Annotated in this window: 21 protein-coding genes and 1 tRNA gene; 7 read left to right on the top strand and 15 right to left on the bottom strand. The window is 67.7% G+C overall.

Annotated elements, in window-relative coordinates; all coding sequences use genetic code 11:
- Positions 1-14: 14 nt before the first annotated feature.
- The gene (locus K5L49_RS15685; protein ID WP_223694170.1) at positions 15-2,012 is read left to right on the top strand and encodes a S53 family peptidase; all 1,998 of its coding nucleotides are present in this window, start codon (positions 15-17) and stop codon (positions 2,010-2,012) included.
- 81 nt (positions 2,013-2,093) lie between these two features.
- Here the strand turns inward: K5L49_RS15685 and rplA are convergent, their stop codons facing one another.
- From rplA to K5L49_RS15660, 5 genes are all read right to left on the bottom strand, one after another.
- The gene (rplA, locus tag K5L49_RS15680; protein WP_223694168.1) at positions 2,094-2,783 is read right to left on the bottom strand and encodes a 50S ribosomal protein L1; all 690 of its coding nucleotides are present in this window, start codon (positions 2,781-2,783) and stop codon (positions 2,094-2,096) included.
- Between the two features lie 90 nt (positions 2,784-2,873).
- Complete coding sequence (rplK, locus tag K5L49_RS15675; protein ID WP_223694167.1) at positions 2,874-3,305, bottom strand: 50S ribosomal protein L11; 432 nt, start codon at positions 3,303-3,305, stop codon at positions 2,874-2,876.
- A 99-nt stretch (positions 3,306-3,404) separates the two neighbouring features.
- On the bottom strand, positions 3,405-4,328 hold the full coding sequence (nusG, locus tag K5L49_RS15670) for a transcription termination/antitermination protein NusG (RefSeq protein ID WP_223694165.1): 924 nt from the start codon (positions 4,326-4,328) through the stop codon (positions 3,405-3,407).
- Between the two features lie 57 nt (positions 4,329-4,385).
- Entirely contained in the window at positions 4,386-4,658 is a 273-nt protein-coding gene (gene secE / locus K5L49_RS15665; RefSeq protein ID WP_223694163.1) for a preprotein translocase subunit SecE, read from the bottom strand.
- A 42-nt stretch (positions 4,659-4,700) separates the two neighbouring features.
- Positions 4,701-4,773: transfer RNA gene (locus tag K5L49_RS15660), tRNA-Trp, on the bottom strand.
- 195 nt (positions 4,774-4,968) lie between these two features.
- Here K5L49_RS15660 and K5L49_RS15655 point away from each other — a divergent pair.
- Both K5L49_RS15655 and K5L49_RS15650 read left to right on the top strand, forming a co-directional pair.
- Complete coding sequence (locus K5L49_RS15655; RefSeq protein WP_223694162.1) at positions 4,969-6,183, top strand: pyridoxal phosphate-dependent aminotransferase; 1,215 nt, start codon at positions 4,969-4,971, stop codon at positions 6,181-6,183.
- Positions 6,184-6,370: 187 nt separating this feature from the next.
- On the top strand, positions 6,371-7,297 hold the full coding sequence (locus K5L49_RS15650; RefSeq protein WP_223694160.1) for an endonuclease domain-containing protein: 927 nt from the start codon (positions 6,371-6,373) through the stop codon (positions 7,295-7,297).
- A gap of 8 nt (positions 7,298-7,305) precedes the next feature.
- Here K5L49_RS15650 and K5L49_RS15645 read toward each other — a convergent pair whose 3' ends face one another.
- The gene (locus tag K5L49_RS15645; RefSeq protein WP_223694158.1) at positions 7,306-8,007 is read right to left on the bottom strand and encodes a LuxR C-terminal-related transcriptional regulator; all 702 of its coding nucleotides are present in this window, start codon (positions 8,005-8,007) and stop codon (positions 7,306-7,308) included.
- Positions 8,004-9,218, bottom strand: coding sequence for an ATP-binding protein (locus tag K5L49_RS15640; RefSeq protein WP_223694157.1), 1,215 nt, complete (start codon positions 9,216-9,218; stop codon positions 8,004-8,006). The genes K5L49_RS15645 and K5L49_RS15640 overlap by 4 nt, the downstream gene beginning before the upstream one ends.
- 114 nt (positions 9,219-9,332) lie before the next feature.
- Here K5L49_RS15640 and K5L49_RS15635 point away from each other — a divergent pair, with 114 nt between their 5' ends.
- Positions 9,333-11,117: a PspC domain-containing protein gene (locus K5L49_RS15635; protein WP_223694155.1), complete on the top strand. Its 1,785-nt coding sequence runs from the start codon at positions 9,333-9,335 to the stop codon at positions 11,115-11,117.
- Here the strand turns inward: K5L49_RS15635 and K5L49_RS15630 are convergent.
- Entirely contained in the window at positions 11,068-11,640 is a 573-nt protein-coding gene (locus tag K5L49_RS15630) for a hypothetical protein (protein ID WP_223694153.1), read from the bottom strand. The two genes, K5L49_RS15635 and K5L49_RS15630, sit on opposite strands and share 50 nt — an antisense overlap.
- 337 nt (positions 11,641-11,977) lie before the next feature.
- Between K5L49_RS15630 and K5L49_RS15625 the strand changes: the two genes are divergently transcribed.
- The 3 genes from K5L49_RS15625 to K5L49_RS15615 are packed head-to-tail and all read left to right on the top strand — an operon-like array spanning position 11,978 to position 14,005.
- Positions 11,978-12,229, top strand: coding sequence for a hypothetical protein (locus tag K5L49_RS15625; RefSeq protein WP_223694152.1), 252 nt, complete (start codon positions 11,978-11,980; stop codon positions 12,227-12,229).
- A gap of 7 nt (positions 12,230-12,236) precedes the next feature.
- Positions 12,237-13,196, top strand: a complete 960-nt coding sequence (locus tag K5L49_RS15620; RefSeq protein WP_223694150.1) for an ABC transporter ATP-binding protein — start codon at positions 12,237-12,239, stop codon at positions 13,194-13,196.
- Between the two features lie 5 nt (positions 13,197-13,201).
- Positions 13,202-14,005 (top strand): ABC transporter permease, encoded by an 804-nt coding sequence (locus K5L49_RS15615; RefSeq protein WP_374107709.1) that lies wholly within the window; start codon positions 13,202-13,204, stop codon positions 14,003-14,005.
- A 142-nt stretch (positions 14,006-14,147) separates the two neighbouring features.
- On the opposite strand, the gene K5L49_RS15610 is transcribed toward K5L49_RS15615, so the two are convergent.
- The 7 genes from K5L49_RS15610 to K5L49_RS15580 all read right to left on the bottom strand — a co-directional run bounded on the left by K5L49_RS15610 (position 14,148) and on the right by K5L49_RS15580 (position 21,008).
- Positions 14,148-16,241 carry a RecQ family ATP-dependent DNA helicase gene (locus K5L49_RS15610; protein ID WP_223694146.1) on the bottom strand — a complete coding sequence of 698 codons (2,094 nt, stop codon included), beginning with the start codon at positions 16,239-16,241 and terminating at the stop codon, positions 14,148-14,150.
- Positions 16,242-16,400: 159 nt separating this feature from the next.
- Positions 16,401-17,165, bottom strand: coding sequence for an ABC transporter permease (locus tag K5L49_RS15605; protein ID WP_223694145.1), 765 nt, complete (start codon positions 17,163-17,165; stop codon positions 16,401-16,403).
- A 52-nt stretch (positions 17,166-17,217) separates the two neighbouring features.
- Positions 17,218-18,180, bottom strand: coding sequence for an ATP-binding cassette domain-containing protein (locus tag K5L49_RS15600; protein ID WP_223694143.1), 963 nt, complete (start codon positions 18,178-18,180; stop codon positions 17,218-17,220).
- A 131-nt stretch (positions 18,181-18,311) separates the two neighbouring features.
- Positions 18,312-18,983 (bottom strand): PadR family transcriptional regulator, encoded by a 672-nt coding sequence (locus K5L49_RS15595; protein ID WP_223694141.1) that lies wholly within the window; start codon positions 18,981-18,983, stop codon positions 18,312-18,314.
- Between the two features lie 17 nt (positions 18,984-19,000).
- A complete protein-coding gene (locus K5L49_RS15590; RefSeq protein WP_223694139.1) occupies positions 19,001-20,143 on the bottom strand; it encodes a UDP-N-acetylmuramate dehydrogenase in 1,143 nt (380 codons plus the stop codon).
- On the bottom strand, positions 20,140-20,562 hold the full coding sequence (locus tag K5L49_RS15585) for a MaoC family dehydratase (protein WP_223694137.1): 423 nt from the start codon (positions 20,560-20,562) through the stop codon (positions 20,140-20,142). Before K5L49_RS15585 ends, K5L49_RS15590 begins: the two co-directional genes overlap by 4 nt.
- A complete protein-coding gene (locus K5L49_RS15580; protein WP_223694135.1) occupies positions 20,562-21,008 on the bottom strand; it encodes an FAS1-like dehydratase domain-containing protein in 447 nt (148 codons plus the stop codon). Before K5L49_RS15580 ends, K5L49_RS15585 begins: the two co-directional genes overlap by 1 nt.
- Between the last annotated feature and the right edge of the window lie 1,062 nt (positions 21,009-22,070).

Raw genomic sequence — 22,070 nt, 5'->3', positions numbered from 1 at the left:
TAAGGATGACGTTCATGACAACTCGCATCAACCGGCGAGCCCTTCACAAAAGGGCCGTGGGGATCATCGCCACAGCAACCGCTGTGGTCGCCCTGTCGATGACAGGCATCGGGGCGGCCAACGCAGCCGACCGTGTCACCTTCACCGATTCGGTTCCGAAATGGGCCACCGCCGCCAACGACGCCGGAGCCGCCCCCACGGATGAGACGATCGAGGGAGAGATCTACCTTCCACTGCGTGACCCGCAGGGCGCGACAGCGCTGGCGAAGGCGGTCTCCTCACCCATCAACCTGGCCTTCCGCAAAGCGCTGAGCCCGGCACAGTGGATCAGCAGGTTCTCCCCGACGCAGGCCGACTCGGATGCTGTGGTCAGCTTCCTCACGACGGCCGGCCTCACCATCACCGCGGTCCCCGCCAGCCGGCAATACGTCGTCTTCCGCGGAACGGCCGAGCAGCTCGGCTCCATCTTCGGAACTTCGCTGCACTCGTTCGACTACGCCGGACAGCAGCTCATCGCGCCGACCTCGGCCCCGTCGCTCCCGAGCGCCGTCGGATCCAAAGTCTCCGGAGTGAGCATCGAGCAATCCCGGATGCTGACCCGGCCGGACTCCATCCGGCAAGGCGACCTCGGAGCATCCAGCACCCCGCAGATCAGCCGCAAAGCCGCGGCCGCCCCGGTCGTGAGCACACCCTGCTCGCACTACTCCGGTGAGCATGTGGTGACGGTGCCGCCGAGCTACAACGGGCAGACGCAGTACGGAACATACAACTGCGGCTACACCCCCTCGCAGCTCCGTTCGGCCTACGGCCTCAGCAGTCTCACGAAGAGCGGCGTGAACGGCTCAGGCCAGACCGTCGCGATCATCGACGCCTACGCCAGCCCGAGCATCGTGAAAGATGTGAACACCTACTCGGCCGCGAACGGCGAGCCCGGGCTCACCAACTCCAGCTATCAGCAGCTGGTGCCGAAGCCGAGCGAGTTCACCGACCAGGCGATCTGCCAGTACCCGAGCGGATGGCAGAGCGAACAGACGCTCGACGTCGAATCGGTGCACGGCATCGCTCCGGGCGCACGCATCCTCTACGTCGGCGGCACGAACTGCGGCGGCGGCCTTGATGTCGCCATGTCCAAGATCCTCGACAACAAGCTCGCCACGATCGTCAGCAACAGCTACGGCAACGTGGGTGAGGCTGTGCCGGCCGACGTCATCCAGGGTGAGGTCAACATCCAGCTGCAGGCTGCGGGCGAAGGGATCGGCCTCTACTTCTCCAGCGGGGACAACGGCGACGAAGCGGCCAACCTCGGCTACCCTTCCCCCGACTTCCCGGCTTCCTCGCCGTGGGTCACCGCGGTGGGCGGAACGAGCATGGGTATCGACAAGAACGGCAAGATGGCTTTCGAGACCGGCTGGGGCGACACGGTCGACCAGATCGTGAAAACCTCGACAGGTGCTCTCGCCTACACTGAACCGCTGCCCGGCACCCGGTTCGTCGGCGGCGCCGGCGGTGGGACCAGCGCGATCTTCCCGCAGCCGGACTACCAGAAGAACGCCGTTCCGGCTTCGCTGGCAAACGGTTTCCGGGTGTCTCCGGATGTCGCTGCACTGGCCGACCCGTACACCGGCTTCCAGATCGGCCTGCGCCCGATCATCGATGACACCACGCTGGAGACCGGCGACTTCGTGAACGAGACGTACGGCGGCACCTCGCTCGCCACGCCGATCGTCGCGGCGCAGATCGCGCTCGTGCAGCAGTCGACCCACACGTCGATCGGGTTCGCCAACCCCACGCTGTACGGCATCAAGCGGGTGCTGCCCAGCAGCTTCCGCGATGTGCTGCCGCTGAACCCGACCCAGGCCGTGGCCTACACGAGCGCGACGAGCGGCAACAGCTACCTGGTCTCGTTCGATCAGGACACCTCGCTGAAGACGGCGAAGGGCTACGACAGCGTCACCGGTCTCGGCGGCGTCTCGTTCGGGCTGCTCTCCCTGGTGGCCGCTGGCCGCCACTAGCGGCCGGACTGCAAAAACCCAGACAGCGAAAGGCCCGCTCCTGCGTGCAGGGGCGGGCCTTTCGTGTGGTGCTTGTCGCGACTAGATCGCGTTGACATCCAGCGGGATGCCCGGGCCGAACGTGGTCGACACGGCGCCCTTCTGGATGTAGCGACCCTTCGAGGAGGACGGCTTCAGGCGAACGACCTCTTCGAGCGCGGCGTTGATGTTCTCCTGCAGCTGCTCGGGCGTGAAAGCCGCCTTGCCGACGACGAAGTGCACGTTGGAGTGCTTGTCGACGCGGAACTCGATCTTTCCACCCTTGATGTCGGAGACGGCCTTGGCCACATCCGGAGTCACGGTGCCGGTCTTCGGGTTGGGCATGAGGCCACGCGGGCCGAGCACCTTGCCGAGACGACCGACCTTGCCCATGAGCTCGGGGGTGGAGACCGCCGAGTCGAACGCGGTGTACCCACCGGCGACCTTCTCGATGAGCTCGTCTCCGCCGACCTCGTCTGCACCGGCGGCGATCGCGGCCTCAGCGGCCGGACCGGTCGCGAACACGATGACGCGCGCGGTCTTGCCGGTGCCGTGAGGAAGAATCACGGTGCCGCGCACCATCTGGTCCGCTTTGCGCGGGTCGACGCCGAGCTTCAGCGCGACCTCGACGGTCGAGTTGAACTTGGCCGAGCCGGTCTCGCGAGCGAGCGCGACGGCCTCATCGGGGGTGTAGAGCTTTCCGGCCTCGATCTTCTCGGCCGCGGCCCGGTAGGCCTTTGACTTCTGTGCCATTTGTTTCTCCTGTCGAGAATGTGGTGCGAGCCTGGCCGGCTCTGCCACGGATGTGTCTGGGTTGGCTGGTGCCAGTGGAGGGTGTCGGGCTTACGCCTCGACCGTGATGCCCATCGAACGGGCGGTGCCGGCGATGATCTTCGACGCGGCGTCGATGTCGTTCGCGTTGAGGTCGACCATCTTCTGCTCGGCGATCGCGCGGACCTGCTCCTGGCTCAGCTTGCCCACCTTGTTGGTGTGCGGGACGCCGGAACCCTTGGCGACGCCGGCGGCCTTCTTGATGAGCTCGGCGGCCGGCGGGGTCTTGAGGATGAACGTGAACGAACGGTCCTCGTAGACGGTGATCTCCACCGGGATGACGTTGCCGCGCTGCGACTCGGTCGCCGCGTTGTAGGCCTTGCAGAACTCCATGATGTTGACGCCGTGCTGACCCAGCGCCGGACCGATCGGCGGGGCGGGGTTGGCGGCGCCGGCGTTGATCTGAAGCTTGATCAGACCAGTTGCCTTTTTCTTCGGTGCCATGTTTCTTCCTTTTTTTGTATTCGAACGTTCAGAACGGATCCCGAACGGCTCTCCCGGTTTCTCGGCCATTCCGAGATCCGGTGTTCTGGAAATCTGTGGTTAGAGCTTCGTCACCTGGTCGAAGCTGAGCTCGACCGGCGTTTCGCGCTCGAACAGGGAGACGAGCACGGTGAGCTTGCCGCTCTCGGGCTTGATCTCGCTGATCGATCCGGGCAGGCCCGCGAACGAGCCTTCCTTGATCGTGATCGTCTCGCCGATCTCGAAGTCGACCTCGGCGGGGATGACACGCTGAGCGGTCTTGGCACCCTTGGCGGCGCCGCCCTTGGTCGGGGCCTCCTGGATCTGCACGAGGCTCTTCAGCATCGAGAATGCCTCTTCGAAACGAAGCGGTGTGGGGTTGTGCGCGTTGCCCACGAACCCGGTCACGCCCGGCGTGTGCCGCACGACCGACCAGCTGTCTTCGTTGAGGTCCATACGCACGAGCACGTAACCCGGGATGCGCACCCGGTTGACCATCTTGCGCTGGCCGTTCTTGATCTCGACGACGTCTTCCATCGGAACCTGCACCTCGAAGATGAAGTCTTCCATCGACAGCGAGACCATGCGGTTCTCGATGTTCGACTTCACGCGGCGCTCGAAGCCCGCGTAGGAGTGGATGACGTACCACTTGCCGATCTTGCTGCGCAGCTCGGCGCGGAACTCCTCGTAGGGGTCGGCGGCCGTGGCGTCCTCGTCCTCGACGGCCTCGAGGGCCGCTTCGGCCTCCTGCTCGTCGTCGACCTCGAGGGCCTCGTCGACGGCGCGGTCCGCCTCGGGGTCGACGGCTTCGGCCATCGCGTCGAGAACAGCATCGAGATCGATCTCGGTGCCGTCGCCGGCGACCACATGCAGGGCCTCGTGCTCGGCAGCGTCGACCGCCTCCTCGTCGGCGGCAAGAACGTTACCGGTCTGCGCCTCATCGTCTTCGGAGGACTGCTCGGCTGCGGTCGCCCAGTCCACGTCGTCGCGATTTGTCTCAGACACTGATTTCATTCCATTTCTGTCGTTGGCCGGTGAATCGAGGGGTCGGTCGACCCGGGATCAGGAAGGATTCCCGAACACCCAGAAGACACCGAGACCGAAGATCCAGTCGAGCAGGGACACCAGCGCCATCATGATCACCACGAAGACGAGCACGACACCGGTGTAGCTCAGAAGTTCTTTACGGGTCGGCGTGACGACCTTCTTGAGTTCGCCGATCACCTGCCGGATGAACAGGGCGATCCGTGCGAAGGGACCGCGCTTTGCGGCGCGCTCTTTCTTCGCGTTGGCGACGACTTCCTCGCTCGGCTCGTCGATAACTTTTCGGGCCACCTCGTTACACCTTTCGTGGGCCGGCACCAGGGTGCCGACTTGCAGGGCGGACAGGACTTGAACCTGCAACCTGCGGTTTTGGAGACCGCTGCTCTACCAATTGAGCCACCGCCCTAGGAAAGTGAGATCGCGACACTCGATCGCGCACATCCTCGAACAAGGCTAACCGATCAGGCTGACGAGTTTTCACACGCAGCACGATCGTTCCACCAACCATCATTGCCGAGAAATGGGCGCAAAAAAGCATGGCAGATTTCAACTACCGCGAACAAGTGTATGGGACGAACCCCCCACTGTAAAGTTGACCCCCGTGACCGCACCGCAGCGCCCCGCCCACCCCCGACTCTCCCGCCGAATCGACGCCATCGCCGAATCGGCCACCCTCAAAGTCGACTCGAAGGCAAAAGCGCTCAAAGCGCAGGGCCGCCCTGTGATCAGCTACGCCGCGGGCGAACCCGACTTCGTCACCCCCGCGAACATCGTCGACGCCGCCCTCGCCGCCGTCCGAGACCCCCGCAACTACCGGTACACCCCTGCGGCCGGCCTGCCCGAGCTGCGCGAGGCGATCGCCGCGAAGACCCTCCGCGACTCCGGGCTCACCGTCGACCCGCGGCAGGTCGTCGTCACCAACGGCGGCAAACAGGCCGTCTACCAAGCCTTCGCCACCCTGCTCGACCCCGGCGACGAGGTCCTCGTCCCCACCCCGTACTGGACGACATACCCCGAAGCCATCAAACTCGCCGGCGGCACGCAGGTCGACGTCTTCGCGGGTGCCGACCAGGGCTACCTCGTCACCGTCGACCAGTTGGAGGCCGCGCGCACCGACCGTACGAAGGTGCTCCTCTTCGTCTCGCCGTCCAACCCGACGGGCGCCGTGTACTCACCGGCCCAGGTGGAAGAGATCGGACGTTGGGCCGAATCGCACGGACTGTGGGTCATCAGCGACGAGATCTACCAGAACCTCACCTACGACGGAGTGAAAGCCGTCTCGATCGTGGAGGCGGTGCCCGAGCTGGCCGACCGCACCATCCTCGTCAACGGCGTCGCCAAGACCTACGCGATGACCGGCTGGCGCGTGGGCTGGATGACCGGCCCCGCCGACGCGATCGCCGCCGCCGCCAACCTGCAATCGCACCTCTCCTCGAACGTCTCCAATATCTCGCAGCGTGCCGCCCTCGAAGCCCTCACCGGCCCGCAGGAACCCGAAGAGCAGATGCGTCAGGCGTTCGACCGCCGCCGCCGAACCATCGTCGCCGAACTGAACACGATCCCCGGCGTCATCACCCCGACACCGCTCGGCGCCTTCTACGTCTATCCGGACGTTTCCGGCCTGCTGGGACGGACGTGGGGCGGCGTGACACCGACGACCTCTCTCGAACTCGCCGACCTGATCCTCGACCAGGCCGAGGTCGCCACCGTGCCCGGCGAGGCGTTCGGACCGTCGGGCTACCTGCGCCTCTCGTACGCTCTCGGCGACGACGAACTCCTCGAAGGCGTGCGCCGCCTGCAACGCCTCTTCCGCTAGCCCCCCGCCCTCACCCCGTCCCGCCCCACCCACCCCACCCACCCCCCTGGCCGCGAACGGTCGCAAAACGTCGTTCTCGCGACCCATTTCGCCCCCAAAGCGACATTCTGCGACCACTCACGAAGTGCCACCGCATCCGCCCTGTGGATAACCCCATCCCGCCCTTCCAGCTCGGCAGAGTTGAGGCATGAGAACACCGCAACAGCTGCCCACCGAACTCCGCTTCCGCACCTTCACGCCCGCGGAGGCCCGGCGGCATGGCGTCAGCGACAGCCGCCTGCGCAACCGCGACCTCCACCGCCCGTTCCATGGTGTCGTCGCCGCCCGCCACGACCTCGACCTGACCGAACGCTGCCGCGCCTGCGCGCAGACGATCGTCGGCGGCTTCTTCAGTGGTCCGACCGCAGCAGCGCTGCGCGGCGTCCCGCTCCCCCGGCTGCCCGACGACGTGCATGTCTCCGTCCCCGCGCCACGGCGAGCGCCGCGGTCGGCGGGCGTCGTCGGGCATTCGGTGCGCATCCGTCCGGGCGACGTCACCGTGAGCAACGGGTTGCCGCTCAGCTCGACGGAACGGATGTGGTGCGAGCTGGCCGAGGCCCTCTCGCTCGAAGAGCTGGTCGTCGCCGGGGACCATCTCGTGGCCACCCGCGCGCCCACGACGACGGTCGAAGCTCTGCGCGCCGCCCTCACCTCCTACCCCGGCCGTCGCGGGCGCGGCAGACTCGTCGGCGCGCTCGACCTGATCGATCCGGCCGCGGAGTCGCCACAGGAGTCCCGGCTGCGTGTTCGGCTGCTCCAAGCCGGGATCGGCGGCTTCGTCGCCAACCCACCGCTCCACACTTCCAGTGGGCGCCGCTACCGGGGTGATCTGGTCTTTCCGGCGAGCCGGGTCGTTCTCGAGTACCAGGGCGACCATCATCGGGAACCTCAGGCGTACCGCTCCGACCTCAGTCGCCAGCTCGATCTGCAAGCCGACGGATGGCAGATCGTCCAGCTCGGCCCGGAGGACATCGCCGACGAGGGGCTCGGTCGCCGCATCCGCGCCGTTCTCGCATTGCGCTCACACCGCCGTGTCACCGCCGAACTGCCGGGGCGATCGTGGAGGGCGGGATGACGACGCCGCTACAGGAGTTTGCGTTCGAGAGCCCACGCGGTGAGTTCGTGGCGCGAAGAGAGTTGCAGTTTCCGCAGAACGGCCGAGACATGGGTCTCAACGGTCTTGATCGAGATGAAGAGGTCGGCGGCGACCTCCTTGTAGGAGTGGCCCCGCGCGATGAGCCGCATGACCTCGCGCTCCCGTGCGGAGAGCCGATCGAGCTCATCGGTCGTCTCGGCCTGCTCGCCGGCGGCCGCACCGAAGGCGTCGAGCACGAACCCGGCAAGACGCGGCGAGAACACGGCATCGCCACTCGCGACGGCGACAACGGCGTCACTCACCTGGCTGCCCGAGCTGCCTTTCGTGAGATAACCGCGCGCACCGGCCCGGATGACGCCGACGACGTCTTCCGCCGCGTCGGAGACGCTGAGGGCGAGAAAGCGGGTGGTCGGACACTCGGCGATCGTGCGCCGCACGACCTCCGCGCCCCCACCCCCGGCGCCGCCGGGAAGGTGCACGTCGAGCAGCACGACGCCCGGTCGCGAGGCGAGGATCGCAGCCACTGCCGCATCCACATCCGCCGCCTCAGCCACCACGTCGAGCCGCCGGTCGAGATCGGCACGCAGGCCGGACCGGAAGATCGAATGGTCGTCGATGATCGCCACCGTGATCGGCGCGAACGCGGCAGGCTCCGCAGGAGCGTCGGGGGTGTCGGATGAATCTGTCATGGGGCCTCGTTCGCGAACTCGATGCTCAGATGGACTTCGGTGCCGGAATCTCGCGACGTGACGGTCGCGAAACCGCCCGCCCGTTTCATCCGGCCGATGATCGACTCTCGCACGCCCAGCCGCCCTTCGGGGAGCGAATCGATGTCGAACCCCGCACCGCGGTCGCGTACGAACACATCGACGGCACCCGGCCGGCTCTCCACGTACACCGAGATCTCTCCCCCGGCGTGCCGTGCCGCGTTCAGCATCGCCTCGCGGGCGGCCGCTGCCAACTCGGCCGTTCCGCGTTCCACCGGCTCGCCGACCGCGACGACATCGATGTGAACCGGGTGATCGACCTCCAACGCCGCGCCGAAATCCCGCAGATCGGTGGCGAGGTCACTCACCGGCGTCTCGGCGCCGGCGAACAGCCACTCCCGCAGCTCACGTTCCTGCGCGCGGGCGATCCGGGCAACCTCGCTGGAGGCTCCGGCGCGGTTCTGAATGAGAGCAAGGGTCTGCAAGACCGAGTCGTGCAGGTGGGCCGCGATCTCCGCACGCTGCTCCTCCTTGATACGGGCGGTGCGCTCCGAGATGAGCTCGCGCCAGAGTCGGAAAGCCCACGGGGCAAGCAGAACCGCCGCGCCCGCAAACGTGACGGCGATGATGCACAACCAGAGCCACCCCGAGTCGACACGGTTCGGGCTCGCGCTCAAGGCGATGGCCATGAACAACAGTCCCGCCCCCGCCGCGACGCGCAGAACAGCCGACGACGCGGGACCGCGGGCCGCATCCCCGACGTCGACGAGCTGATCCCAGACGACCGCGCAGACGGCGAACGCGATCATCGCCACGACGGCCGCGAGCGCCGAGAACGGCGCGGCCGCAGTCACCACGAAGACGATCGCCGCGAGGCCGGCGATCGCGGCAAAAGCCAGAAGCAGCCACGAGACCGGAACGCGTCGCTGCACGCCGTCCACCGGATCGGCCGTGTTCGGCGAACGCAACGGCGTGAGCGCCCACAACCAGAGATAGAGCAGAACACCGGCGCCCCCGACGAGAGTCAGCGCTACGAACACCCATCGCACGGCCAGCAGCGACCAGCCGAGATGCTCGGCCAGTGCCGCACACACCCCGCCGAGCACGCAAACGCGCGGCCGGGCCAGGGGCGGGCGCGCGGGGCCGGCCGGCCGGGGCGGGCGCGGCGGAAGCGGAACGGCGGAGGGGGTCACGTGGGAAATCCAAGCAGACTCCACCCCCACCCGACACCCCGGCCACCGGGAATCAGGGTCGACTCAGGGGGATACCCCATGGCAGCGATGCTCGCCAGGGACCACGATCGAAGCATGTCACAGCACGATTCGACGCCACCGCCCAGCGGGGCCGGCACACCCTCCTCGCCCTATGGCGGGCCCCGCACCGGGCTCTCCGGCCGCGGCACCCGCTTCTTCGACTGGATGCGCGGCCTCGGCATCATCCGCACCGAAGGGTGGATCGGAGGTGTGTGCTCCGGGGTCGCGAACCGCCTGGGCATCGACCCGCTCATCGTGCGAGGCATCGTCGTCGTCGCCGCGATCCTCGGTGCACCCGCCCTCCTGATCTACGCGGCCGCGTGGGCGTTGCTCCCCGACAGGGAGAATCGCATCCACCTGCAGCGCCTGCTCGACGGCGAGTTCCAGCCCGCCATCGTCGGCATCGGCGCCTTCGCGCTGCTCTCACTGCTCCCGCCCACACAGGGGATCTGGTGGGCCGGCTCGACCTTCTGGGGAGCTGGCGGCTGGTGGGATGCGTTCGGCCGCGTCATCTGGACGATCATCGTCGTCGGCCTCGTCGTCGGCCTGATCGTGATCGCCTCACGCGGCGGCTGGAAAACCGGTGCCGGCACCGGAACCGGCGCCGGAACCGGCACGACAGCAGGAGGCGGCTCGGCCGGGGGCGACTCCGTCGGAGGCGGCTGGGGTGCCACAGCCGGAGCAACAGGATCGCAGACCCCCTTCGCCGCCGGCATGCCGTCGGCGAACCCGAACGCCTACGAGCAGCGTGGAGACTCGGGCGCCAGCACTGCCACGTTTGTCGCGGGTGACGTCACCGGTGTCGCCGACGCTGCACGCGGTGCCGCGGGCGACGCCACGACGGGATCGACAAGCGCATCCATGCCGCACACCGCATCCGCGGCTACTACGCCCACCACGGTGGGCGCGACGGGAACACCCGTTCTCGACACCTCGACAGAACCGTCCGAACCGCCGGCCCCCACCGTGGGCGCTTCCACGCAGGATGTGGCCGACTGGCAGACGCGGCACGCGGCGTGGCAGGCCGAGCACGCCCAGTGGAAGCAGCGTCTGAACGCAGACATGCGAGCGGTGAAAGCCCAGCGCTCCGCCGATATGCGGGCGCAGGCCGCGGCGATGAGTGCCCAGGCCGCCGAGGGACGCCGAGCCTTCCGGGCGGCGAACCCTCGGATCGGGGCCGCGTTCGGCTGGGCGACGATCGGGGTCGCCCTGATCGGCGCCGCGATCACCTCGCTGGTCTGGACCTCGTTCACCGGCATCACCGGATACGACCTCACGGCCGCTTTCGCCGTGGCCACCCTCGTGTTCGGTCTGGCGTCGCTGCTCGCCGGTCTCCTGAAACGACGCAGCGGATTCCTCACCTTTCTCGGAGTCGTGCTCGCGCTCGTCACCGTGCTCACCGCCGTCGTCCCACGGGACATCACCGGCCGGCATCTCCTCTTCGACGGGGCATCCGTCACGCCCACCACGAGCACCCGGTTCGCCCAGGCCTACGGCGCAACCCAGCTCTGGCTCGACGACACCCAGCTCGACACCGCCACGACACCGGTCATCGACCTGGTGAAAGGTCCCGGCCGAACCGTGCTCGAGACCATGGACGACACGACCATCACGATCCATGCCGTGCTGAGCGGTGGAAGCATCGACGTGCTCAACACCGTCAACGACAAGGTCGTCTCGCACCCGTGCGTGCGCCAACCGAACGATACGTGCACCGTCGACCTGACCGTGGGAACCAAAGCCAGACCGGATGCGATCGTGCGGGTCGAGCAAGTCGGCAGCCTCGACGTCATGCTCCAGCAAACACAGAACACTCCGAATGAGGGAGCCGGGAAATGACCGACGCCGACCAGAACGAAACGACCGCGGCAGCCGAAACGCCCACACCGGACACGCTGCCGACCCCCTCGGTGACATCGAGCAACGCGGACTCGAAACCGGCGAACTCGAAAACGGTGAAGCCCGCGCGCACTCCTTCGAAGACAGCAGCGCCGCGGACGGCTAAGGCCCCGGCCGAACCCAACGCGGACACACCCGCAGGCACGAAGTCAGCCGCGCCGAAAGCGAGCGCACCGAAGGCAACGGCATCGAAAGCAACGGCATCGAAAGCGACCGCATCGAAAGAAGCTTCATCGAAAGCGGCCGGCTCACAAGCGGCCACCTCGAAGTCGGCAAGCCCGAAGGCAATCACCGCAGACACACCCACCCTCGCCAAGACGAGCGCGGGAAACTCAGCAAGCGCGGGAAACTCGGCAAGCGCGGGGAGTGCGGGGAGTGCGGCGAACAACGCCGAGCCCACCGTCTCCGCTGTCCGAGGCGACACCACAGCGGTCCCCGACGCCCCCTCGGCCACCTCGGCCACCTCGGCCCCCTCGGCCCCCTCGGCCCCCTCGGCCCCCTCGGCCCCCTCGGCGGGGACTTACCCCACGGTCCCGCATCCGACCGCCGAGTGGCCGACGGTCGCGCAACCGGCGTCTCCTTCAACCACCGTTCAACAACCGACCGTCCCACAACCGACGATCCCCTCATCCACCGGCGCGCAGGCCACGGGCCCCGATCACTCCTGGCCGGAGGGCGCCACCGCCCCGTCCCCGGGTGCCACCGTCCCGTCCCCGGGTGCCACCGTCCCGTCCCCGTCCGACGCCGCAGCGGCGGCGGCGGCTCCTGCCTGGCAGAGCGGCGCCGCCTACGCCGCTCCGATGGCGGGACGCGGGGCACGGCCGCAGGTGCGCTGGGGAGGTGTCGTCTGGGGGCTCATCCTGATTGTGTTCGCCGCGGGCGTGCTGTGGGTCGTTTCGGCCCGGTCTCGGCTGGCGGCAGCGGAAGTGTGGTTCTGGGGGCTCTCGCCGGCGAGCGCCTGGACGCTCGCCGTTGTGGTCGCGGGGGCGTTCATCCTCATCCTGGCCGTACTCGGCGCCATACGGTCCGGCCAGCGACGAAGTCGGGCATGATGAGTGCATGACCTTCCCGGGTGTCGGCAGGGTGGCCGCAGACGCGGCCGTCACGGTTCGCGAGCTCCGCAAGAACTACGGCGGATTCGAAGCGCTGCGCGGGGTGAGCTTCGACATCGCCGCCGGGGAGACCTTCGCCCTGCTCGGGCCGAACGGTGCAGGCAAAAGCACGACGATCGAGATCCTGGAAGGCTACCGCGACCGGAGCGGCGGAACCGCGAGCGTGCTGGGGGTGGACCCCCACCACGGCGGCCTCGACTGGAAGGCCCGCATCGGCATCGTCCTGCAATCGGGAGCCGAGTCGGGCGACGTCAGCGTGCGCGAACAACTCAGCCACTTCGCCCGGCTCTACCCGCGACCCCGCGACGTCGACGAAGTGATCGCCGCCGTCGGGCTCACCGACAAAGCGAAAACCCGCATCAAAAACCTTTCCGGCGGCCAGCGGCGACGAGTGGATGTGGCTCTCGGGGTGATCGGACGCCCGCAGCTGCTCTTCCTCGACGAACCGACCACCGGGTTCGACCCGGAAGCGCGGCGCGACTTCTGGGAACTCATCCGAGGCCTCAAAAAGGAAGGCACCACAATCCTGCTCACCACCCACTACCTCGACGAGGCCGCCCAGCTCGCCGACCGGGTGGCCGTGATCGCGCAGGGCAGGCTCATCGACATCGGCGACGTCGACACGATCGGCGGGGCGGAGGCGCGAGTGCCGATCGTCCGCTGGCGCGACACCGACGGGCAACCCCGAACCGAACGCACGGAAGCGCCAGCAACAGTGGTCGCCCGACTCGCCGCCGAGCAGGGTGGTGAACCCCGCGACCTGGAAGTGATCCGGCCGAGCCTGGAAGACATCTACCTCGAACTCGTCCACCAGGCCGGCGAGACAGACACCAGAACCGGCGCCGCAGAAACGCCGAACCCGACGAACCCTGTCGCCCCGGCCAACCCGGCGGGAGATGAATCGTGAGGACCATCCGACTCGGGCTGGACCGTGTGCGCTACGAGGTGACCGTCTACTTCCGGCAAGGCGACACGATCTTCTTCACCTTCCTGTTCCCGGTCGTGATGCTGGGGATCTTCTCGGTCGCCTTCCAAGGCCTCGGCAAGGTGGGCGTCGCTGCGGACGGTTCGGGCGGGATCACCCAGGCGGCCTACTATCTGCCGGGCATGATCGCGGCCGGGATCCTGCTGAGCGGTGTGCAGAACCTGGCCGTCGACATCGCGATGGAGAAAAGCGACGGCACCCTCAAACGTCTGGGCGGCACACCGCTGCCCGTGGTGTCGTACTTCATCGGGAAGATGGGGCAGGTGATCGTGACGAGCATCCTGCAGATCATCCTGCTCCTGCTCGTCGCCCGTCTGGCGTTCGACGTGGCCCTGCCGACAGACCCGGCGCTGTGGCTGCGGTTCGCGTGGGTGTACCTCCTCGGCATCGTGACCTCGGCAGTGCTGGGGATCGCCCTCTCGTCGGTGCCGCGCACCGGTCGGAGCGCGACCGCGGTGATCATCCCCATCGTTCTGGTGCTGCAATTCATCTCGGGCGTCTACCTGGCGTTCAACCTGCTGCCGGAGTGGCTGCGGAACATCGCCAGCGTCTTCCCGCTCAAATGGATCGCTCAGGGGATGCGCAGCGTCTTCCTGCCCGCAGGCTTCGAGTCGCAGGAGCCAAGCGGCAGCTGGCAGCTCGGCTGGCTCGCCGTGGTGCTCGGAATCTGGCTGGTCGCCGGCCTGATCGCCTGCCGTCTCACCTTCCGCTGGATCCGCAAAGACCGCTGAATCCCTCGGGCCCCGAAAGCGCCGAGCCGCCGTGAACCCGAATCCACGAGCCGCAGAGCACCCGAATCCACGGGCCGCCGAGAACAAGTCTTCGCGCGCCGGCTCCCCGTTTCGGCGGGCGAAACCCTGGTCTCGACGGTGATCACGAGCGGAGCGCGGCTGCGAAGGGGAGCACCGCGGAGGCGCCCGCTTCACGAAGGATCCGACCGGCCACGGTGATGGTCCAGCGGCTGTCGACCAGGTCGTCGACGAGAAGCACGGGCTGGGAGGCCGGGATCGCGAGCTCGCCGACGGCGACACGATCCCAGACGGAGGCGAGACGGAACGCACTGTTTCCGCCGGGGTCACCGCTCGGACCACCATCGACGAGGGTGAGCTCGCCCAGGTATGGCAGCCGGCCGGCATCCGCGAACCCTCGTGCCAGCGAGGCGACGAAGGTCGGACGACGACGCGACGGCATGCTCACCACGGCGACCGGACGCTGCTCCCATTTCCAATCGGCGAGCACGCGGATGCACGCGGCGAGCAGGGCGGGCGGGCACGGCTGATCCGCCGCCTCGGGCGACAGCAACTCGCGGAGCGGACCACCCCAGCCGAGGTCGGTGAGGCGCGCCAACGCCCGGCCGGGAGACAGCAGTTCATCGGGCGAGAGCTTGCCGCGCACCGGGACACCCAACCGGTCTGCGCCGGTCGGCCACAGCTTGCGCGGTTCGATCTCCACCCCCACGCGGTCGAGCGCTGTCGCCACCGAGGCGGCGGCGGCCGACCCGACCTCGCTCGGATACCATGCGCCCGCGCAACGGTCGCAGCGCCCGCACGGCTGTGCGCCCGGGTCGTCGAGGGCGCGCTGCAGGAACATCATTCGGCAGTCTGGCGTGCTCTCGTAGTCGAGCATCGCGCGTTGCTCGGCCTGCCGGGCCGCGGCGATGCGGGAGTAGCGCTCCTCGTCATAGGCCCAGGGCCTCCCGGTGGAGATCCAGCCTTTCGCGACGCGTTGCACGGCGCCGTCGACGTCGAGCACTTTGAGGAGGAGTTCCAGTGTGGAGGGTTTGAGGTCGACCTGGCTCTCGAGCGCGCGGGTGGACTGCGGTTCGCCGGTGAGTGCCGAGAGCACCGCATCCGCTTTCGGTTTCGAGGGCATGGATGCGGTGGCGAAGTAGTCCCAGATCGCTCGATCTTCCGGGCCGGGCAGCAGGAGCACATCGGCATTGTCGGTGGCGCGGCCCGCGCGGCCGACCTGCTGGTAGTAGGCCACCGGCGACGACGGAGCGCCGAGGTGCACCACGAATCCGAGGTCGGGTTTGTCGAACCCCATTCCGAGCGCGCTGGTGGCCACCAGAGCCTTCACCTCGTTGCGTTTGAGGCGGCCCTCCAGATCTTCGCGCTCGGCCGTGTCGGTCTGGCCGGTGTATGCGTGGGTCTCATGCCCGGCCTCGCGCAGCAGACGAGCGGTGTCTTCGGCGGCCGAAACCGTGAGCGCATAGATGATTCCGCTGCCGGGGAGGGCGCCCAGGTTGCTGACCAACCAGGCGAGCCGGGCACCGGCATCGGGAAGGGTCAGCACGCCCAGACGCAAGGACTTGCGTGCCAATGGGCCGCGGAGGGTGAGAACCTCGCCATGGCCGCCGCTTCCCATCTGCTCGGCGACGTCGGCCACGACCCGCTCGTTGGCCGTGGCCGTGGTGGCGAGCACGGGAACGCCGTCCGGCATGGCGGCGATCAGATCACGCAGGCGGCGATAGTCGGGCCGGAAGTCGTGGCCCCAATCGGAGATGCAGTGCGCCTCGTCGATGACGAGCAGCCCGCTGCGGCCGATGAGGGCGGGGAGGTACTCGTCTCGGAAGGATGGGTTGTTGAGTCTCTCCGGCGAAACGAGCAACACATCCACGGTGTCGTCGCGGAGGTTCTGCATGACGTCGTCCCACTCGTGGCGGTTGGCCGAATTGAGCGTGACCGCGCGCACCCCGGCGCGCTCCGCCGCCGCGACCTGGTCGCGCATGAGTGCCAGCAGCGGCGAGACCAGGATGGTCGGCCCCGACCCGCGCGAGCGCAGCAGCATGGTGGCGACGAAGTAGACCGCCGACTTGCCCCACCCGGTGCGCTGCACCACGAGGGCCCGTCGGTGATCGTCGACGAGGGCCGAGATCGCCTCGAACTGGCCTTCGTGGAAGTCTGCGTCGTCGCGACCGACCAGGGCGCGGAGGGTGGCGAGGGCTTGTTCTCTCGTGGTGCTCATGAGCCCATCGTTTCAGAGGCCACCGGCACGATCGGGCTGTGGGGTGGGATGTGGGGAGAACGCGCAGTCGCAGCGACCTGTGGAGCGCTCTCGTCTTCAGGTGATTCCGGCTCCGACGGCAGCAGGTCGACAGGAACACCCCGGGAAGATGCTGCCGGCTCAGGCGTTGTCTTTGCGGAAGGTGCGCGTGCCCACCCAGAGTCCGAGCGCGAACAGCACGAGAGTCCACACCACGCCCCAGAGCACGGTCGTCGTCCAGAAGTCGCCGACGAAGGTGGCTCTGATGCCGTTGACGATGTACTTGATCGGCATGAAGTCGCTCACGGTCGCCAGCCACTGCGGGGCCCCGGTCGCTGTGCTGATCGGCAGCAGGATGCCGGACAGCAGCAGAACGGGGAGCGAGATGCTGTTGAGGATCGGCGCCAGCGCATCCTCGCTCTTCGTGCTGAGCGCGAGCGCATTCGACGAGGCCGAGCAGGCGCCGCCGAGCAGCACGGTCAGAACGAGGCCGAAGATCATTCCGCCGATCGATCCGGTGAGTCCGAAGGCGAATCCGAGCGCCACGAGAAGGATGCCCTGCACGGTGAGCAGGGCGAGGTCGCGGAGCACCCGGCCGAGCAGCAGGGCCGTGCGGCTGGCCGGCGTCACGCGCTCCGCCTCGATGACGCCTTCGCGCCACTCGGAGATGAGGCCGAACCCGGCGAACAGCGCTCCGAACAGGGCGAGCTGCACCAGGAGCCCGGGCACGAAGAATGTGTAGGCGTTGTCGGTGCCGATCTGCTTGGCCAGCGGCTCGAGCAGGGGGCCGAACAGGCACAGGTAGAGCACGGGCTGAGCCAGCCCGATGATCACCCAGGCGGGGTTGCGGAGCGCCAGGCGCATCTGGCGGCGGAAGATGATCCAGGTTTGTGCAGAGAAGGTCATTGTCGTTCCTTGGAGACGGAAGAAGGCGAGGGGTGCGGGAGGCAGTGTCGGCTCAGGCGTTCTCGCGAAGCGAGCGGCCGGTCATGGTGAGGAAGACATCGTCGAGCGTGGGGCGGCGCACTTCGATGGCGGCGAGCTCCACCCCGGCAGCGTCGAGGGCGCGCAGCAGCGGCGGCAGTTCGGTGCCCGCGCTCGGCACGCGGACGCTCACGACGCGACCGACCACATCCGGTTTCGCATCGCTCAATCGGCCGAGCTGCTCGGCTGCGAGGGGGACGTGGCGTTCGTCGTGCAGCACCAATTCGATCAGGTCGCCGGCCACTTGGCGTTTCAGCGCCTCCGGGGTGTCCGCGGCGACGATCGAACCGTGATCGATGACCAGGATGCGGTCGCAGAGCGCGTCGGCCTCGTCGAGGTAGTGCGTGGTGAGGAACACCGTGCTCCCCCGTTTCGTGCGCAGGTCGGCGATGTGGGTCCACAGATTGGCTCGGGCCTGCGGGTCGAGCCCGGTGGTCGGTTCGTCGAGGAACACCAACCGGGGGTCGTGCACGAGACCCATCGCGATGTCGAGTCGGCGGCGCTGACCACCAGACATCGTCTTCGGCTGCCGTGTCCACATCCCGTCGAGTTCGAGTTGCTCGAAGAGCTCTTTGCCGCGGCGCGTCGCCTGCTCCGCGCTGATGCCGTAGAGCAGTCCGTGGTCGACGATCTCTTCGCCCGCTCGGGCTTCTGATGCAGTGGAGCCGCTCTGCGAGACGTAGCCGATGCTCTTGCGCACGTTGATGGGGTCTTTCGCAAGGTCGAAACCGGCCACCGTGGCCGTGCCCGTCGTGGGTTTGAGCAGTGTTGTCAGCATGCGCAGGGTGGTCGTCTTGCCGGCCCCGTTCGGGCCGAGGAAGCCGACGATCTCTCCTTCTTCGACGTCGATGTCGACGCCGGCGACCGCCGTGACGGCCACCTTCTCCCTTCCTCGTTTGGTGTCGAACGTTCGGGCGAGTCCTCTGGCGTGGATCACCGTTGCTCCTTCGGTTGGGCTTGACGTGTGCGACGGAGGTGCCGACTGTTGACGCGGGTTATTCAAACGTGATTATTCAATTTTGAACAATGACTGTCAAGAGTGTCTGCTCCACCACCGGAACGGCGAGACTACGCCTTGCGCGGCGACGAATCCATCCGTTCGAGCTGTTCGCGGTAGCGTGCACTCTCGCGTACCATCTCCCAGCCGGCGTCGTCGGTCGGGGCCATCCAGGTCTCCGGCTCGCCCGCGAAATCCAGTCCGCCGCCGCGCACGACCTCGAGCAGGTCGACGATCCACTCGGCCTCGGTCTGCAGCATCCGCGCTTCCAGGTCGAGCGAATAGCCCACATGCGGCGGCGCCGAGCGCACGTCGAGGATCGTGGCCGCCTCGGCCTTCAGACCGCCAGCGCCACGACGGACCGCGTCGAGACGCCCGGTGAGTAGCTCCAGGAAGTCGGCTCGCGACACCAGCGGCGCGAAACTGAGGGCCACGCGGAACGCGCTCGGATCCATCGCCGACACCGTACTGAGCCCGTCACGGATGAGGCGGTCCAGTTCGAGACCGCCCGGCTCCGTCATCGTGTATACGGTGACCGCCCGCGCACCGTCCGGAACGGCATGGGCCTCGATCATCCCCTGTTTGGAGAGCGTGGCGAGCATCGAGTAGATCGAGCCGGGGTTGACGTTTGCCCAGGAGTCGACGTTCCACGACAGCAGCTCCCGCCGCAGCTGGTACCCGTTGGCGGGGGCGAACAACCGCACGACCCCGAGCACGAGCGTGCGGGTGGTGGTGGCGGCCATGTGGCCATTCTAGGGAGCTAGAGCACGACGCCGACGAGGAGCGGTTCGGGATGCAGCAGCACCCCGAACTCGGACTGCACCCGCGCCTGCACATACGAGGCCAGCTGCACGATTTCGGAGGCCGTCGCCCCACCGCGGTTGGTGATCGCGAGCGTGTGCTTGGTCGAGATGGCCGCCTGCGACCCCGGCAACGCGAACCCCCGACGGATGCCCGACTGCTCGATCAGCCACGCCGCACTGAGCTTCACCGAGTACGGCCCGCCGGCCAAGCGCGGGATCTCATCCGGGTAGACCCCGCCGCCGTTCAGCCCCAGCACCGTGTCCGGCTCGGGAGGCGTCACCGGCCAGCGAGGGGCGTTCGACGGCAGGGAGCGCGCGAAATTCTCGGAGACGATCGGGTTGGTGAAGAACGATCCGGCACTCGCCGTGTCGGGGTCACGCGGGTCGAGCACCATCCCTTTGGCGGCGCGTAGTGAGAGAACCGAACGTCGGAGTTCGGCGACCGGCACCCGCGACCCGAGCACGACACCGAGCGAGTCGGCGAGCTGCGAGTACCCGATCGGCGCGCTGAGCGGGGCGCCCATTCCGCCGGGCTCGTTGCCGTCGGTCAGTTCGAGGTCGACCGAGAGGACGACGCCGCGCATCCCCCGCTTGAGCACAGAGGTGCGGTACCCGAGCCCGAGTTCGGCCCGGCCTAGCCGTCGGATGCCACCGGTCGCCTCGTCGAGGAACTCCACGCCGAGCAGTGCCGACTCCAGTTCCTGCCCGTAGGCGCCGATGTTCTGGACCGGCGCGGCACCAGTGGATCCCGGGATTCCGGAGAGGGCTTCGACGCCCGACCAGCCGTTGCGCACGGTGAACGCGACAAGCGCATCCCACGGCTCGCCCGCCTGCACCCGCAGCCGCACCCGGCCGGCCGGTGCGTCGAGCCGTTCGATGCCGCGGGTGACGAGGTGGATCACGGTGCCCTCGAAGCCGTCGTCGCCGGCGACGGTGTTCGAGCCGCCGCCGAGCAGCAGCCAGTCGTCGCCGTCGGCCCACACGTTCCGAACCGCTTCGATCAGCTCGTCACGCCTGAACGGTTCGATGAACCGCTCGGGAACACCGCCCACCTGCAGCGTCGTCAGGGTGGCGAGGGCGGGGGCGGCGACGCCGGTCATCGGTCGAACGTGACGCGCACCTGCGCCTTGCCGAGCACCGTCTGACCGTCGAATTGTACGGTGAGGTCCACGCGGGCGGCCCGCGCCTCCGCATCCAGCTGGCCGATCTTCGCTGTGACCGAGACGGTGGCGCCGACGGCCGGGTCGACAACGATCGGGCGGGTGAACCGCACCTGGTAGTCGGCCACCCGGGCCGGATCTCCCGCCCAGTCGACGACCGGCTGCACGGCGAGACCCATCGTGAGCATCCCGTGTGCGATCACGCCGGGTAGCCCCACCGAGGTGGCGACGTCGTCGCGGTAGTGGATGGGGTTGAAGTCCCCGGATGCGCCCGCGTAGCGCACGAGGGAGTCGCGGCGGAGCTCGTAGCTTCGTTCGGCGATCACGTCGCCGACGGTGAGGGTGTCGAAGTCGGGCATCACTCGTCTCCTCGAACGACAAGGGTGGAGATCGCGGTGACGACGTGCGCACCAGCGGCGTCGACGATCACGGATTCGGCGGTCACCATCGCGTGCGCTCCGAGCGTCTTGACGCTCGCCACACGGAGGGTGGCGGTGAGTTCGTCGCCGGCGACGATCGGTCGGGTGAAGGTGAACCGCTGGTCGCCGTGCACCACCCGGCTGAAGTCGATTCCCGCATCGGGTTCAGCCAGCAGCTGGGCGAGCGTCTGCTCCTGCACCACCACGGCGAATGTCGGCGGGGCAACGAGGTCGGCGTGGCCGGCGGCCTGCGCGGCCGCCACCTCGAAGCTGATCGGGTCGGTGGCGTAGACGGCACGCGCGAACTCGCGCACCTTCTCGCGCCCCACAAGGTAGGGCGCAGTGGGCGGGAACTCCCGCCCCACAAGTTCTGGGTTCACTGGCACCCGACCCATTCTACGGACGGCCGCTGGGGAAGGCCGGCCCTGGAAACGGGAGAACCCCGACGGCCGAAGGGCCGCCGGGGTTCTCGTGCTCGGTGCTAGCGCCTTACTGGCAGCTGTCGCACTGCAGCAGGTCCATGGGGTCGACGGGAACCGAGTAGCCGCCAACGCTGTCGCTGTTTTCGTAGTCCATGATGGCCTCCCCTAGAAGTCTCGTTGCCACCGCTTTGCGCGGTGTTCACCCACTATATAACCCTAATGACACTCTTGTCATTCCACTACATGTAGTGTTTTCAAACTTTTTTGCCCACACCAGAATTTTACCGGGGGCCACAGACATTGACAGCTCGCGTCGGCGCCGACATTCCAATCACCATTGATGACTTTTCACGCGCCCGACCAGTACGTATTCACGTGAATTGGGTAAGTGACACTAGGCATTTTCCCGTACGCATCAGCATGCTGGCCGTACCGGGACTTCGCGCCCGAATTCCCAATCCTGAGCGCACAATGCACCGGCGTTGCGCGTGTCCACTTATCAACAGGCCTCCACTTGGCGTGGGAGCCGAGCGTGCAAAGACCGCCGGAAGGTGGCTGTTGCTTGCAGCAACCTATGGCACGTCTTTCGGGGACGGCCGATGCTCATTTTCGATTGAGTTCTTGATCGACTGCGACACTTCCGCCGGTTCCGGCCATGCCGTTAGTGACGGTGTCCGCTTCTGCGGACTGAGGAAGGATTGAGAAGCAACGACATCGACACTAGACGACCTCTTACGGGACGCGGCCCCGCATTCCCTAGCGGCCCACGAGGCCGTGCGTGCGGAAGCCATCGCCCTGGTGGGGAGACGGAAGCCGCTGTCGCCGCCGGCACTGCTCCACGTCCACGTACGAAGCGGCGCCTGCTCTGGGTCCCCGTGGTGGGACCGGGCGCGCTCGCGCTCACCGCTGCCACCGCGTTGGGCGGAATCTACATCAACAGCAAGGGAATCACGCACGCCGGGGACCCGGTGACTCTCGCCTCCATCCCGATGAGCTACACCGCCCAGGACGGCCACCGATACTCCT

The organism is Leifsonia poae (assembly GCF_020009625.1).
Taxonomy (GTDB): domain Bacteria; phylum Actinomycetota; class Actinomycetes; order Actinomycetales; family Microbacteriaceae; genus Leifsonia; species Leifsonia poae_A.
Note: the sequence above shows the minus strand (reverse complement) of the source record. Positions and strands in the feature narration are given on the sequence as shown.